The following is a 15196-nucleotide window of genomic DNA, read 5'->3' on the forward strand; positions in this document are numbered from 1 at the left end:
TGAAAACTGCCTATTTTTTAAAGTCTATAAGGTGTTTTATATACGATTATGAGAACACACGTTTCGAAAGTTCTACAAACTTCTGTGCGTCTTCTTTCCCAAGCTTTTGCAGTTTCATCTCCATCTTCTTAAGTGCTTGCTCATGTTTCTCTAAGATGATTTGTTTACCAGCCTCCATAATATATACATTGACTCTACGCTTATCCGTAGAATCCGTACGACGCTCAATTAAATTCTTTTTTTCAAGACCTTTAAGAGCGGTAGCAATTCGACCAGTACTTACATATAAAGCCTCACTTAATTGTCCAGAGGTTACTCCATCCTTTTTAAATGTTAAATACACCAAGATTCCCATTTCGCCACGAGAAAATTCTTGCGTATCAAGTGGTCCCATCGATCTATTTTGTGCTTTTACCATAAATTCAAAAAACTCTGCTGCCAACTTTTTATAAAACATTGAGTCCCCTCCTTTTTTTATTATCTTACAGTGTAAGATAATATCCTTTTATATTTAGATTGTCAAATAATTTTTTAATCCCTATATTAAACTTTTTAATACATAATCGGAAGTAGACAGCAATTTCTCTCACTTTATTTTTAGTACCTTAAGATAAGCTAAATTTTTATAAGCACAGTGAAAGATATTTTTTTTAGGGGATACCTTAAAATTTCATGTATTTAATTGTTGCATATCGTGTGTAAGAAATAGCTCTTAAAATGCTATTTTTAACAATAGGTTATTGGGTATGTATGTTGACCCCTAAACATAAAAATTTGAAGCATAAGTTTGCCGCAAACAAAAAGAACCATAACCTTGCCAAAGTGGCAAATTTATGGTTCAAATCACACACAAAATAAAAAAACCACCAAATATGTATTGGTGGAGACGGTGGGAGTCGAACCCACGTCCAAAAATATCGGCACTTAAGCTTCTACGAGTGTAGTCGATATATTAGCATTTCGCAAACTCTTCGGCCTATCGACAGGCTTCCAAGTTGCTAGTCTGATTGTTCTCTTCCTTCGCCCTCAGACGGCGAACTCCGGCGTAGTCCACTTAGTTTGAGTCCCTTACCCTACCACATGGACGATGGAGGGAGGAACCTTTAGTGCAATTAAGCAGCTAAAGAAAGATTGTTTTGTTTGCCAATTATAGGCTTTGACGTTTTAACGAGGCCGATCCCCTCGACTCGCAACCTAAGCTCGAACTATCCCTGTCGAATCCGTAACGTCCCCATGATAAAAATGGAGCATACGAAGAAAATATCGTGATAGCTACTAAGAGCTGTTTTTCAATGTGCAACAACCTTACATAAGTTATTATATCATACGCGCGCGGTTTTACAAATGTAAATATCTGTATTACATCTTTTGGCGATCACGGAACACGCGTGCAATTTCACGTTTCGCTTCTTTCTCTTTTAAATCGTGACGTTTATCATATTGTTTCTTACCTTTTGCTAAACCAAGTGCCATTTTTGCAAATCCATTTTTCAAATAGATTCTAAGTGGAACTAATGCGTAACCTGTTTCTTTTGCAGCGCCCGCTAGCTTATCAATTTCTTTTTTATGAAGAAGTAATTTTCTCGTACGAAGTGGATCATGGTTGAAACGATTCCCTTGTTCGTATGTATTAATGTGCATATTATGAACCCATACTTCACCATTATGTATACGTGCAAACGCATCTTTCAAGTTCACGCGACCAGCGCGAATCGACTTAATTTCCGTTCCTTGAAGGACAAGCCCTGCTTCGTATGTTTCTTCGATGAAATAATCATGAAACGCTTTTTTATTTTGTGCAATAACCTTACCTGTACCTTTTGGCATATAACGTCCCTCCTCTATTTTTACTATTGTAACAAATGTTAATAAAAAGCGAAAGTGGCTCGTTCTCAAGCCACCAATAAAAAAAGAAAAGGCTCCGCTTTTCATCAAAGCGAAGCCATCCTTTTCTTACTTACGCTTTTTCTTTTTCTTCTTGAATCCTGGTACGTTTTCGAAAAATCCTTTTTTCTTCTTGCCGTTACCATCTTTTTTCCCTGGCTGACTTGCGGATGCGGATGTGGATGCAGATGCGGATCCTCTTCCTTTTCCTTTGCCACCACGGTCAAATTTTCTACCTGTGCCACGTTCACCGCCGCGCTCATTACTGCGCTCGCTACGTCCACCGCGTTTCTTTCTGCCTGTTCTTGGCTGCTCGATAACGACTGGACGATCTTTGAACTTACGACGAGGTGTACCTTTCATGCCAACGATTTCAAAGTCGATTGCACGCTCATCTTTATTTACGTTAATAACACGAATTGTAATTTCGTCACCGATGCGGAATACGTTTCCTGTACGCTCTCCGATCATAGCGAAATGCTGCTCGTCATAACGGTAGTAATCATCCGTTAAGTAGCTAACGTGTACAAGACCTTCAATTGTATTTGGAAGCTCTACAAATAAACCGAAGTTTGTTACAGAGCTAATCATACCGTCATACTCTTCACCGATCTTATCAACCATATACTCTGCTTTTTTCATCTCATCTGTTTCACGCTCTGCTTCAACAGCACGGCGTTCCATATTAGAAGAGTGCTCTGCAATCTCAGGTAATTTTTCACGCCATTTTGCTTGCGTTTCATTGTCTACTTTACCATTAATAATGTATTCACGAATTAATCTATGAACGATTGTATCTGGGTAACGACGAATTGGTGATGTGAAATGTGTGTAGAACTCAGTTGATAAACCGAAATGCCCTAAACTATCCGCATCGTAACGAGCTTGCTTCATAGAACGAAGCATAACCGTTGAAATAACTACTTCTTCAGGCTGTCCTTGAACCATTTCAAGAATTTGTTGCAGCGCACGAGGGTGCACTTCATTCGCACGTCCTTTTACCGCATATCCGAAGTTCGTTACAAACTCGAAGAAACGCTCAAGCTTATCTTCTTTCGGATCTTCATGGACACGGTACATAAACGGTACGTTCATCCAGTGGAAGTGCTCTGCTACTGTTTCATTCGCAACAAGCATAAATTCTTCAATTAACTTCTCTGATACAGAGCGATCGCGCATGACAACATCAGTCGGTTTTCCTTCTTCATCTACTAATACTTTCGCTTCTTTAAAGTCAAAGTCAATTGCACCACGGCGCATACGTTTTTCACGTAGAATTTGTGCCAATTGCCCCATCTCTTTAAACATCGGTACTAATGGCTCATAACGCTTAATTAACTCTTCGTCCTCATCTTCTAAAATGCTTCTTACGTCAGCATACGTCATACGCTCTGTCGTTTTAATCACACTTTGGAAAATCTCGTGTTTAACAACATCACCTAAGTTATTGATTTCCATTTCACAAGATAATGTCAGACGGTCTACTTTCGGATTTAATGAGCAAATACCGTTAGATAGACGATGTGGAATCATCGGAATTACACGGTCAACAAGATACACACTTGTCGCTCTTTCCGCTGCTTCTACATCAATTGGAGAACCTTCTTGAACGTAATGACTTACATCCGCAATGTGAACGCCTAGCTTGTAATTGCCGTTCTCAAGCTTCGTTACTGTAACAGCGTCATCTAAATCTTTCGCATCTGCACCATCAATCGTTACGATCATTTGATCACGTAAATCACGGCGATTCTTTAAATCTTCTTCTGAAATCGTTTCTGGTACACTGTTTGCATGCTCCATCACTTCTTCAGGGAATGCTAAAGGTAAATGATGTTTATGAATGACAGATAAAATATCTACTCCTGGATCATTTTTATGACCTAGAATTTGAATAACTTCACCTTCTGCACTTAAACGGTTTTCTGGGTAGCTCGTAATTTTCACAACTACCTTATGACCTTCTACAGCACCCATTGATGCACTTTTCAAGATAAAGATATCACTCGTCCAGCGCTTATTGTCAGGTATAACAAAGCCAAAGTTTTTCGATTCTGTATATGTACCAACAAGTTCTTTCGTTCCACGCTCTAAAATGCGTACAATTGAACCTTCTTGACGTGAACCGCTCGATTGAGAACTAAGGCGTGCTAATACTGTATCGCCATGAAGTGCACCGTTTAATTCTGTAGGCGGGATGAAAAGATCATCGTCTCCCGTTTTCTTCTCGTCTGGTACAACGAATGCAAAGCCACGTGCATGTCCAATTAACTTACCTCTTACTAAATTCATCTTTTCAGGAAGACCGTAACGGTTGCTACGTGTACGAATAACAAGCCCCTTCTCTTCCATCATTACAAGTGCCTTTACAAAATCTTTAAAGCCCTCAGAACCTTCAATTCCAAATGCCTCTTCTAACTCTTGTATCGTTAGCGGTTTATACGCTTCTTCTCTCATAAATAATAACAACTTATCAATATGTTCTTGTGTAATTTCTTCCAAGCAAAAATACCTCCTTTAAAACCTTATATTATTTAGTGTATCCGAAAGATAGGGGATGTATAAAGCGAAACTTCAATACTCCCCTTATGATTTTTACAGTTTTCACAAAAAATTCCTTATGAAAAAAAGAGGCAACTAGATCTTACCAATCTAGTTGCTCCAAGAAGTTATATACATCCTCATGTAGCTCGTCACGTTGTTTATCAAGTGTAATGACATGCGTAGAGTCTTCATACCATTTAATGTCTTTTAACGTAGATTCTACACCGTTATAAATAATGTTAGCACTATCTGTATTAATCATTTCGTCATGACGGGCTTGTACAACAAATGTTGGTGCATAAATCATATCCACATTGTTACGTACGTCAGCAATTAATTGTTGTAATGCTTTTAATGTATTCATCGGTGTCTTTTGGAATTCCAACATTTCTTGTTCGATTTGCTCTGGTGATTTTTGCTCACGCTTTTTATATTCGCGGGCATATGCCAATATACCTTGGTACATCGTTTCTTCGCTCTTAATATACATCGGTGCACACATTGGTACTACACCTAAAACCGGTACTGTATAACCTAATTTTAAAGAAAATACGCCGCCAAGTGACAATCCAACAACAGCAATTTCCTCAAAACCTTTATCTTTTAAAAGCTGATATGCCTCCGTTACATCTTGCCACCAATCTTCAGGCCCTGTATGAACAAGCTCTTCTGGTGGTACACCGTGCCCTTTATAAATTGGCGCATGACAAGTATAGCCTTTCTTTTCTAAGAAACGCCCTAACATACGTACATCAGCTGAGTTCCCTGTGAATCCATGTAGTAATAAAACAGCGCGGTCTCCACCCTCAAATGTAAATGGTTTCGGAGATGCTAATTTCATCATGTACTTCTCCTCTTTCTCTTCTGTAATCTAGTCGTATTCTTTCTATATCTAGTGTACCATATTTATATTTCTATAATCTAATTAGAAACATCTTTCAAATAGCAAAACAAAAAAAGAAGAACCATTAGTACATCTTACTAACGCTTCTTCTTTCAATTCTATAAGTTTAAGTACGTAACAGCAATTGTTAATACAAAGAACAATACAGCTAAAACGATTGTAATACGGTTTAATACCGCTTCAATTCCACGTGCTTTTTGCTTACCAAATAATTGCTCTGCACCGCCTGAAATTGCACCTGAAAGGCCTGAGCTATTACTAGACTGCATAAGTACCATAACAATCATTAAAATCGATACAGTAATAAGTAAAACGGATAATAACGTATGCACTTGGCGTACCTCCTACAAAGATTCAGTTATTGTAACTGTAGCATAAATCCTATAGAAAAGCGAGAGCTATAGAGTCGCTCTCGCTTTTCTTCTATTACATAAACATCATTGCAAATAACGGTCCAAGTAAACATGTCAAAATTGCTGTTAATGTCATTGTTACCGATCCAATAACACCTTCATGTTCGTTATTTTTCATCGCTCTCATAACGCCCATAATATGAGAAGCACATCCAAATCCGATACCTTTACCAACTGAGTTTGTAACACGGCTCCATTTTAATAAGAGAGGTCCTGTAATCGTTCCAGTAATACCTGCGATAACAACGAAAGCTGCTGTTAAGGAAGGTACACCACCAACTTGTTCAGAAACGCTCATCGCAACTGGCATTGTCACCGATTTTGGTAAAGACGATAAGATTAAGCTTTTATCTGTTCCCATAAGTGAAGCAATGGCAAAATCACTAGCGATTGCAACTGTTGTACCTACTAATACCCCGCCGGCAATCGGTACAACATATTTTTGCAGAATATGACGTTGTTTATAAAGAGGAATTGCAAATGCTACAACACCGGGTCCAAGTAGCTTTGCAATCCAGCCACCACCACTTTCCATATAATGTTGATATGGTATATCAAGCACGATAAATAGGAAAGCCATTAATCCTGTTGCTACAAGCATTGGAATGGTGAATGGTGTTGGAAATAATTTATAGATTTTTTTAGATAATTGATATAATAGCACCGTAAAAAGAACCCAACCGATTCCGATTAATATTTGGCTCATCGCGACTCTCTTTCCTTCCTATTCGCAAGATATTGTCCTGTATGTCCTGCGACAATAATAATTAAAAATGTACTCGCTACAACTGTAATGAAAAGAGAAATTCCTTTACTCATAAAAAAAGCACCGTAATTCATTAAGCCAAGCGTTGGCGGAATTAATAAAAACGGCATAATAGCAACGAGTGTTTCTGCTCCTAAATCGAACCATTTCACTGGAAGAACTTTTAGGCTAAGTAAAACAAGTAAGAGGAACATCCCAATCAAACTTCCTGGAATTGGAATATTTAGCATTTCTTGCACCCAAGTTCCAACCATATAAAACACGTAAAGAGCAGCAATTTGGACAAGAATCTTTGTAAATTTCATGTTCATCATCCCTCATGTTTATACGATCTTCTGTTAATATCTTTATCATAGTATAAATTGTAAAAAGCTGCAATTTATCAACTTGACAGCAAAAACAGCCTATGTTATACGCTTACAACCTTGATATGACTGCATTTCCAAACAGAAATTACGTCAAAAACCTTGACCTAATATAAAAAGTTTTTATTTTCTGAATTTATAAGACTATTATTTCAATAAAATAATCTTTTTATCCTTAAGCTTACATATATATAAAGTGAAACTTTAATCCATGAGGATTCCCACATCCATACTGATTGTTAGCCTTCATCAAGCGGGTTTGTACGGGATAAACAAGATAGGTGGTGAACATATGCCCAAAAAAGTTCTCATTTTTTGTGATCCTGGGATTGATGATACGATGGCTCTGCTCTTAGCTTTCTTTATTGATGAAATAGAAATTATCGGTATTGTTGCTGATTACGGCAATGTCCCGAAAAAAATGGCCGTACAAAATGCTCATTTTTTTAATAACGAAACAAAGAATAGAAATATCAAGATATTCGGTGGTTCAGAACGTCCTCTTACTGGTGCCCCACCTGCATTTTTTACGGATGTACATGGGAAACAGGGGCTTGGGCCAATTATTCCAAAGGTGAATGTGACTAACGGAGAAATGGAGAATTTTTTTGAAGTTATTCCTCTTATTGAGCAGTATAAAGATGAATTAATCATTGTAAGTTTAGGAAGACTTACCTCCCTAGCAATTTTATTCATCGTATGTAAACAGTTAATGAAGCAAGTTAAATCTTACTACGTAATGGGCGGTGCCTTTTTACACCCTGGTAATGTTACCCCTATTTCCGAAGCAAACTTTTATGGCGATCCTACTGCTGCTAATATAGTCCTCCAATCTACAGCTAACATGTACATATACCCATTAAACGTCACCCAATATTCCGTCATTACACCCGAGATGGCGGAGTATATTGAAACAAAAGGAAAAGCCCCACTTGTCAAACCTTTATTCGATCATTATTACTACGGATATTATAAAGACGCCCTACCACATTTAAAGGGTAGCCCCTTCCATGACACAATGCCAATACTCGCTTTACTTGATAACTCTATGTTTACCTATCACAAATCACCTATCGTTGTCATGACAGAATCCTATGCGCAGGGGGCAAGCATTAGAGAATTTCGCTCTTTAGGAGAATCTAAGCCATTTATTGATTGGCCGAGTCATCAAATAGCAATTGATTTTGATTATAACCGCTTCTTCAAACATTTCATGTCACTTATGACTGGTGAACAATTTTAGCATAAAAAAACAGACCGTGATTTCTCACGGTCTGTCGTTATTTTCTACAATTATCGTTTGATGTTATAGAAAGATTTGATACCATCGTAAACAGCGATTTCGCCTAGTTCGTCTTCGATGCGTAATAATTGGTTGTACTTAGCAATACGGTCAGTACGGCTCATAGAACCAGTTTTGATTTGGCCAGCGTTAGTTGCAACTGCGATGTCAGCGATTGTAGCATCTTCAGTTTCACCAGAACGGTGAGATACAACTGCTGTGTAACCAGCACGTTTAGCCATTTCGATAGCTTCGAAAGTCTCAGTTAAAGTACCGATTTGGTTAACTTTAATTAAGATTGAGTTAGAGATACCTTTTTCGATACCTTCAGCAAGTTTTTGAGTGTTAGTTACGAATAAATCGTCACCAACTAATTGTACTTTATCACCGATACGCTCAGTTAATAATTTGTGACCATCCCAGTCGTTTTCGTCTAAACCATCTTCGATAGAGATGATTGGGAAGTCTTTGCAAAGCTCTTCGTAGAAATCAACCATTTCTGCAGAAGTTAAGCCAGTACGGCCTTCGCCTGCAAGGTCATATTTACCAGTTTCTTTGTTGTAGAACTCAGAAGAAGCAACGTCCATTCCTAAGAATACGTTCTCGCCAGCTTTGTAACCAGCTTTTTCGATAGCTTCGATGATTACTTCTAAAGCTTCACGGTTAGAACCAAGGTTTGGAGCGAATCCACCTTCGTCACCTACTGCAGTGTTAAGACCTTTGTCATGTAATACAGCTTTAAGTGCATGGAATACTTCAGCACCCATACGGATTGATTCTTTGAATGTTGGAGCACCAACTGGTAAGATCATGAACTCTTGGAAGTCAACGTTGTTATCAGCGTGAGAACCACCGTTGATGATGTTCATCATTGGAGTTGGTAATTGTTTTGCATTGAATCCACCAAGGTAACGGTATAATGGAAGACCTACGAAGTCAGCTGCTGCGTGAGCTACTGCCATAGATACACCAAGGATAGCGTTAGCGCCTAGTTTACCTTTGTTTGGAGTGCCATCTAATTCGATCATAGCACGGTCAATACCAGCTTGGTCAGTTACATCGAAACCAGCGATTTCTGGAGCGATAATTTCATTAACGTTGTTTACTGCGTTAACAACACCTTTACCAAGGTAACGAGATTTGTCACCGTCACGTAATTCTACTGCTTCGTGCTCACCAGTAGATGCACCACTTGGTACGATAGCGCGTCCGAAAGCACCGCTTTCTGTGTAAACTTCTACTTCTACAGTTGGGTTACCACGAGAGTCAAGGACTTCGCGAGCATAAACATCAATAATTGTTGACATAATAAATTCTCTCCTTTTTATATAAGCAAATTATTTAATAATTGTTTTACCTGTCATTTCTTTCGGTTGTTCCACATTTAAAAGTGTAAGCATTGTTGGAGCGATATCTCCTAAAATACCACCTTCACGAAGCTCTACATCATTTTTTGTAACGATGAAAGGAACCGGGTTAGTTGTATGAGCTGTCATCGGCTCGCCATCAGCAGTTAACTCCTGATCGGCATTACCATGGTCAGCAGTAATAAGTGCTACACCATCTTTTGCAAGAATCGCTTCTACAACTTTTCCTAAACATTCGTCAGTTGCTTCTACTGCTTTAATCGTTGGTTCCATCATCCCAGAATGGCCAACCATATCACAGTTTGCAAAGTTAAGAATGATAACATCATGTTTATCATTTTCGATTTCATTTACTAAAGCGTCCGTTACTTCGTAAATGCTCATTTCAGGTTTCAAGTCATACGTTGCAACCTTCGGTGAGTTAATTAAGATACGCTCTTCTCCTGGGAATTCAGCCTCACGACCACCGCTAAAGAAGAATGTAACGTGCGGATACTTTTCAGTTTCCGCGATGCGAAGTTGCTTTAATCCCGCTTGCGCAACAACTTCACCTAAAGTGTTATCAAGGTTCATTGGCTTGAATGCCACGTAACCATTTACAGTTTCACTGAAGTGTGTCATACATACGAATTCTGGAATGTGAGGTACTTTTTCACCACGATCGAACTCACGGAAGTCTTCGTTTGTAAATACACGAGCAATTTGAATTGCACGGTCTGGACGGAAGTTATAGAAGATAACTGCATCATCATCATTGATTGTTGCAACTGGCGTGTTATCTTCGTTAACAATTACAGACGGCAATACGAATTCATCATAGATACCGTTCGCATAAGAGTCTTCTACACACTCTTCTGCTGATTTATAAGTAGGGCCTTCACCATTCACCATAGCACTGTAACATTTTTCTACGCGATCCCAACGCTTGTCACGGTCCATGGAGTAATAACGACCAGAGATAGTCGCGAATTGTCCTACTCCTGTTTCTTTAATTACTTCATTTGTTGCATCGATATAACCTTTTGCTGTTTGTGGTCCAACATCGCGGCCGTCTAAGAACGCATGGATATAAACTTTCTCCACACCTTCTTTTGCTGCTAAGCGAAGAAGAGCAAACATATGGTTCATGTGACTATGCACACCACCATCAGAAAGTAAACCGAATAAATGAAGAGCAGTACCTTTTTCTTTTACGCTTTTAATTGCATTTTGGAATGTTTCGTTCTGATCGAACTCACCTTCACGAATTGCAACGTTTACGCGTGTTAAGCTTTGATATACTATGCGGCCAGCACCAATATTTAAGTGACCAACCTCAGAGTTACCCATTTGACCTTCTGGAAGACCTACTTCCTCACCACAAGCTGTAAGCGTTGTATGAGGGAATTTGTTCCAGTAACCATCAAAATTAGGTTTCTTAGCTTGCGCTACAGCATTCCCGTGAGTTTCTTCACGAAGTCCGAAACCGTCAAGGATGATTAAAGCTGTTGGCTTTCTCATTTTACCGCCCCCAGAAGACCTAAGAACGAAGCAGGCTCTAAGCTAGCACCGCCAACTAAAGCGCCGTCGATGTCAGATTGTGCCATATACTCTTTAATGTTTTCTGGTTTTACGCTACCGCCGTATTGAATACGAACAGCTTCTGCAGCTTCTGGAGAAACAGCTTCTGCAACAACTTTACGGATGTGCGCACATACTTCATTTGCATCTGCAGAAGAAGAAGATTTACCTGTACCGATAGCCCAGATAGGCTCATAAGCGATAACAGTTGCTTTAACTTGCTCTTCTGTTAAACCTGCAAGTGCTTTTGTCACTTGACCTGCTACTAGATCAAATGTTTTTCCGCTTTCGCGCTCTTCTAAAGTCTCACCACAACATACGATTGGTGTTAAACCATGTTCAAATGCTGCTAGAGTCTTTTTGTTTACTGATTCATCTGTTTCAGCAAACATTTCACGACGCTCAGAGTGGCCAAGTACTACGTAGCCTACTTTTAAGTCGCTAAGTGCTACTGGGCTAATTTCACCAGTGAATGCACCATTTTTTTCGAAGTGCATGTTTTGTGCACCTACTTGTAAATCAGTTCCTTCAGTTGCTGCTACAAGGCGCTCTAAGAATAGAGCTGGAGAGCAAACTACTGCATCAACAGCTGAAGCTGCTGGGATTTGACCTTTAACTTCCTCTACGAAGCTAACTGCTTCAGATAGAGTTTTATTCATTTTCCAGTTACCTGCGATAATTGGTTTACGCATGCTTTGCACCGTCCTTTTTCTTTGGCTGCTACTTATTTGTCGTTAAGACAAACTACACCTGGAAGCTCTTTACCTTCCATGAATTCTAATGACGCACCGCCGCCAGTAGAAATGTGGCTCATTTTATCAGCCATACCGAATTTTTCAACAGCTGCTGCAGAGTCACCACCGCCGATAACAGAGTATGTATCTTCTGCATCTGCTAATGCTTGTCCTACTGCTTTTGTACCTTCTGCGAATGGAGTCATTTCGAATACACCCATTGGTCCATTCCATACAACAAGCTTAGAGTTTTTAATTACATCTGCATAAATTTCACGTGTTTTAGGACCGATGTCTACGCCTTCCCAGTTAGAAGGGATAGAGTCGATACCAACGATTTGAGTTGTTGCAGTTTCAGAGAATTCCTCAGTGATTACAACATCAACTGGCATGTAGAAGTTTACGCCTTTTTCTTTTGCAAGTTGCATAAATTCTTTAGCTAGTTCAATCTTGTCGTCTTCACATAGAGATAGACCAATTTCATGACCTAAAGCTTTAACGAACGTGTAAGCAAGTCCGCCACCGATGATTAAGTTATCTACTTTGTCTAATAGATGACGAATTACACCGATTTTATCTTTTACTTTCGCACCACCAATAATAGCTGTAAATGGACGTTCTGGGTTAGAAAGTGCTTTACCTAATACATCTAACTCTTTTTCCATTAATAGACCAGATACTGCTGGTAGGTAGTCTGCGATACCTGCTGTAGAAGCGTGAGCACGGTGAGCTGCACCGAATGCATCGTTTACGAAGATGTCAGCAAGTGCTGCAAATTCTTTCGCAAGTTCTGCATCGTTCTTTTCTTCGCCCGCATAGAAACGTACGTTTTCAAGAACTAATACGTCGCCTTCGTTCATTGCTGCAACCATTTCTTGTGCAACTGGTCCGAATGCTTCGTCTGCTTTTTTAACATCTTTACCAAGAAGCTCGCCTAAACGTGCTGCTACTGGAGTAAGACGTAATTCTTCTACCGCTTGACCTTTTGGACGGCCTAAGTGGCTTGCTAAAATAACTTTCGCACCTTGCTCTACTAAATATTGAATTGTAGGAAGAGCTGCACGGATACGAGTTTCATCTGTAATTTTGCCTTCTTTCATAGGTACGTTGAAATCAACGCGGCAAAATACACGCTTACCTTTTAAATCTACGTCACGAATTGATTTTTTGTTCATTGGATTTCCCTCCGACTACTAGTTAGGATTGACAAAACCCATTCAAAAGCTTAACACATTTGCTTTTAAAACGAAAGAAGAGAGAGAGGGAACAAACCCTCTCCCTCGTTTTGTCATTGATTGCTTATATAATTAAGAATTAAAGACCTTTAGAAGTCATGTAAGCTGCTAAGTCTACTACGCGGTTAGAGTAACCAGTTTCGTTATCGTACCAAGAAAGTACTTTAACCATGTTACCTTCCATTACCATTGTAGATAATGCATCGATTGTAGAAGAAGCTGTACATCCGTTATAGTCGATAGATACTAATGGCTCTTCGCTGTATCCAAGGATACCTTTTAATTCGCCTTCAGCTGCTGCTTTGAATGCTGCGTTTACATCTTCAACTGTTACTTCTTTGTCAAGTTCAACAACTAAGTCAACAAGAGAAACGTTAGCAGTTGGAACACGTACAGCGCCACCGTTTAATTTACCTTTAAGTTCTGGTAATACTAATGCTACAGCTTTAGCTGCACCAGTAGATGTTGGGATCATGTTTTCAGCTGCTGCACGAGCACGACGTAAATCTTTGTGTGGTAAGTCTAAGATTTGTTGGTCGTTAGTGTAAGAGTGAATTGTTGTCATCATTCCGCGTTTTACGCCGAATTTTTCGTTTAATACTTTAGCGAATGGAGCTAGACAGTTTGTAGTACAAGAAGCGTTAGATACTACGTTGTGGTTAGCTGCATCGTATTGTTCGTGGTTAACACCCATAACTACAGTGATATCTTCGTCAGAAGCTGGAGCTGAGATGATAACTTTCTTAACTGATCCACCTAAGTGTTTTTCAGCGTCTGATTTTTTAGTGAAACGGCCAGTAGATTCTACTACTACTTCTACTCCGTAGTCGCTCCATGGTAATTGAGCTGGGTCACGCTCAGCGATAACTTTAATTTCTTTACCGTTAACAACGATACTGTTTTCGTTAGCAGATACTTCTGCATTTAAAGTTCCGTGAACTGTGTCATATTTTAAAAGGTGAGCTAATGTTTTAGCATCTGTTAAGTCGTTGATTGCTACTACTTCTACCTCAGAGTTGTTAAGAGCTGCGCGGAATACGTTACGTCCGATACGTCCAAATCCATTAATACCAATTTTAGTCATTTGAATTTCCTCCTTGGGGGATTATATTAAAGGGTAAAACCCTTTGTTAACTGTTTTGCTGCACCTTCATCTGTAATTAGAATTGAAGTGTGCCCTTGTTTAATTACAGCCTGTATTGCTTTTGCCTTTGAAGAACCTCCAGCGACTGCAACAACGTGAGATACATTTTGTAAATCCTCAAGTTGCATACCAACTGTTCTTACTTTATGAACAACATTTCCTTCTTCATTAAAGTAGTAACCGAAAGCTTCGCCAACTGCTTCGCTTGCCTGAATCTTTAACCAATCTGCTTCTGAAGTACTTCTGCGACGTGCCATTGTTAACGCATCACCTATTCCATGAATGACGATATTGGAAGATCGAATCAACTCAAGAACTTCTTTCACGGAAGGCTCTGTCACAATAGACGCATATGCTTCGCTACTAACATGGTCTGGAACATACAATAAGCGATAATTACTCATCGTATTTTGCGCCATCTTGGCACAAATGGTATTGGCTTCTAATTCAACACCTTCTCCAATTCCACCACGTGCTGGGACAAATAGCATATGTAAATCTTTGCAATCAAGTTGCATCATGTCCGCAGCAGCAGCTAGCGTAGTTCCTCCAGCCACAGCAACGATATTATTCGCTGTCAGACGGTCTTTTATACAAGTCACACAAGCACGGCCCATCTCCAGTTTGACCCAAGGTGATTCATCACTATCACCAGGGACAACGAAAACTTCATCCAAGTCTAATGTTTCCTTAAGTTGTTTTTCTAAAACCTTTAACCCGGAAATTTCTTTCATAAAGTCTTCCAAAGCAAGAACTAAAGCTGTTCCTTCTTCTGTCAAAGTCATTCCAGAAGAAGCGACGTGAACTAAGTTTTGTTCTTTCAAAACTTGAACTTCACTTCGCAATACTCGTTCTGTCATACCGAGGCTTGCTGATAAGTTTCTTCTTCCAATCGGCTGCATGAGCCTAATGTATTGAAGAATTTGCATTCTCGTTTGCATAACAGGTAGCAGATCAGGTAATAATTTTTTTGTGTTCTGAATCCATGAGCGCATATC

The 15196-nt window shown here is 39.3% G+C and carries 14 protein-coding genes and 1 other RNA gene; 1 reads left to right on the plus strand and 14 read right to left on the minus strand.

The window, feature by feature from the left end; translation table 11 throughout:
* Positions 1 to 46 precede the first annotated feature (46 nt).
* From C4S65_RS15960 to C4S65_RS15995, 8 genes are all read right to left on the minus strand, one after another.
* Positions 47 to 457: a MarR family winged helix-turn-helix transcriptional regulator gene (locus tag C4S65_RS15960; RefSeq protein WP_086407207.1), complete on the minus strand. Its 411-nt coding sequence runs from the start codon at positions 455 to 457 to the stop codon at positions 47 to 49.
* A 421-nt stretch (positions 458 to 878) separates the two neighbouring features.
* Positions 879 to 1233, minus strand: a transfer-messenger RNA (tmRNA) gene (ssrA, locus tag C4S65_RS15965).
* A gap of 126 nt (positions 1234 to 1359) precedes the next feature.
* On the minus strand, positions 1360 to 1827 hold the full coding sequence (smpB, locus tag C4S65_RS15970; RefSeq protein WP_001123917.1) for an SsrA-binding protein: 468 nt from the start codon (positions 1825 to 1827) through the stop codon (positions 1360 to 1362).
* A gap of 126 nt (positions 1828 to 1953) precedes the next feature.
* On the minus strand, positions 1954 to 4386 hold the full coding sequence (rnr, locus tag C4S65_RS15975; RefSeq protein WP_097960168.1) for a ribonuclease R: 2433 nt from the start codon (positions 4384 to 4386) through the stop codon (positions 1954 to 1956).
* Positions 4387 to 4528: 142 nt separating this feature from the next.
* Complete coding sequence (gene estA / locus C4S65_RS15980; protein ID WP_176543119.1) at positions 4529 to 5269, minus strand: carboxylesterase; 741 nt, start codon at positions 5267 to 5269, stop codon at positions 4529 to 4531.
* A 161-nt stretch (positions 5270 to 5430) separates the two neighbouring features.
* Positions 5431 to 5664 (minus strand): preprotein translocase subunit SecG, encoded by a 234-nt coding sequence (gene secG / locus C4S65_RS15985; RefSeq protein WP_000557266.1) that lies wholly within the window; start codon positions 5662 to 5664, stop codon positions 5431 to 5433.
* Positions 5665 to 5758: 94 nt separating this feature from the next.
* Positions 5759 to 6451, minus strand: coding sequence for an LrgB family protein (locus C4S65_RS15990; RefSeq protein ID WP_000078303.1), 693 nt, complete (start codon positions 6449 to 6451; stop codon positions 5759 to 5761).
* Positions 6448 to 6816 carry a CidA/LrgA family holin-like protein gene (locus C4S65_RS15995; RefSeq protein WP_000673222.1) on the minus strand — a complete coding sequence of 123 codons (369 nt, stop codon included), beginning with the start codon at positions 6814 to 6816 and terminating at the stop codon, positions 6448 to 6450. The genes C4S65_RS15990 and C4S65_RS15995 overlap by 4 nt, the downstream gene beginning before the upstream one ends.
* Before the next feature lie 352 nt (positions 6817 to 7168).
* Between C4S65_RS15995 and C4S65_RS16000 the strand changes: the two genes are divergently transcribed.
* Positions 7169 to 8119, plus strand: coding sequence for a nucleoside hydrolase (locus tag C4S65_RS16000; RefSeq protein ID WP_098838514.1), 951 nt, complete (start codon positions 7169 to 7171; stop codon positions 8117 to 8119).
* Positions 8120 to 8169: 50 nt separating this feature from the next.
* Here the strand turns inward: C4S65_RS16000 and eno are convergent, their stop codons facing one another.
* The 6 genes from eno to cggR form a co-directional block, all read right to left on the minus strand.
* Complete coding sequence (gene eno, locus C4S65_RS16005) at positions 8170 to 9465, minus strand: phosphopyruvate hydratase (RefSeq protein ID WP_000103951.1); 1296 nt, start codon at positions 9463 to 9465, stop codon at positions 8170 to 8172.
* A gap of 30 nt (positions 9466 to 9495) precedes the next feature.
* Positions 9496 to 11025 carry a 2,3-bisphosphoglycerate-independent phosphoglycerate mutase gene (gpmI, locus tag C4S65_RS16010; protein WP_061666152.1) on the minus strand — a complete coding sequence of 510 codons (1530 nt, stop codon included), beginning with the start codon at positions 11023 to 11025 and terminating at the stop codon, positions 9496 to 9498.
* On the minus strand, positions 11022 to 11777 hold the full coding sequence (gene tpiA / locus C4S65_RS16015) for a triose-phosphate isomerase (RefSeq protein WP_001231042.1): 756 nt from the start codon (positions 11775 to 11777) through the stop codon (positions 11022 to 11024). Before tpiA ends, gpmI begins: the two co-directional genes overlap by 4 nt.
* Before the next feature lie 32 nt (positions 11778 to 11809).
* Entirely contained in the window at positions 11810 to 12994 is a 1185-nt protein-coding gene (locus tag C4S65_RS16020; protein WP_001036332.1) for a phosphoglycerate kinase, read from the minus strand.
* A gap of 139 nt (positions 12995 to 13133) precedes the next feature.
* Complete coding sequence (gene gap, locus C4S65_RS16025) at positions 13134 to 14138, minus strand: type I glyceraldehyde-3-phosphate dehydrogenase (protein WP_000161234.1); 1005 nt, start codon at positions 14136 to 14138, stop codon at positions 13134 to 13136.
* Positions 14139 to 14164: 26 nt separating this feature from the next.
* Entirely contained in the window at positions 14165 to 15193 is a 1029-nt protein-coding gene (cggR, locus tag C4S65_RS16030; RefSeq protein ID WP_001258185.1) for a gapA transcriptional regulator CggR, read from the minus strand.
* Positions 15194 to 15196 lie beyond the last annotated feature (3 nt).

This window comes from Bacillus sp. ok061, assembly GCF_900108285.1.
Classification (GTDB): domain Bacteria; phylum Bacillota; class Bacilli; order Bacillales; family Bacillaceae_G; genus Bacillus_A; species Bacillus_A thuringiensis_S.

Coding starts and splice junctions, on each gene's coding strand:
- C4S65_RS15960 (WP_086407207.1), bottom strand. CDS start 457: ATGTTTTATAAAAAGTTGGCAGCAGAGTTTTTTGAATTTATGGTAAAA.
- smpB (WP_001123917.1), bottom strand. CDS start 1,827: ATGCCAAAAGGTACAGGTAAGGTTATTGCACAAAATAAAAAAGCGTTT.
- estA (WP_176543119.1), bottom strand. CDS start 5,269: ATGAAATTAGCATCTCCGAAACCATTTACATTTGAGGGTGGAGACCGC.
- C4S65_RS15990 (WP_000078303.1), bottom strand. CDS start 6,451: ATGAGCCAAATATTAATCGGAATCGGTTGGGTTCTTTTTACGGTGCTA.
- C4S65_RS15995 (WP_000673222.1), bottom strand. CDS start 6,816: ATGAAATTTACAAAGATTCTTGTCCAAATTGCTGCTCTTTACGTGTTT.
- C4S65_RS16000 (WP_098838514.1), top strand. CDS start 7,169: ATGCCCAAAAAAGTTCTCATTTTTTGTGATCCTGGGATTGATGATACG.
- eno (WP_000103951.1), bottom strand. CDS start 9,465: ATGTCAACAATTATTGATGTTTATGCTCGCGAAGTCCTTGACTCTCGT.
- gpmI (WP_061666152.1), bottom strand. CDS start 11,025: ATGAGAAAGCCAACAGCTTTAATCATCCTTGACGGTTTCGGACTTCGT.
- tpiA (WP_001231042.1), bottom strand. CDS start 11,777: ATGCGTAAACCAATTATCGCAGGTAACTGGAAAATGAATAAAACTCTA.
- C4S65_RS16020 (WP_001036332.1), bottom strand. CDS start 12,994: ATGAACAAAAAATCAATTCGTGACGTAGATTTAAAAGGTAAGCGTGTA.
- gap (WP_000161234.1), bottom strand. CDS start 14,138: ATGACTAAAATTGGTATTAATGGATTTGGACGTATCGGACGTAACGTA.
- cggR (WP_001258185.1), bottom strand. CDS start 15,193: ATGCGCTCATGGATTCAGAACACAAAAAAATTATTACCTGATCTGCTA.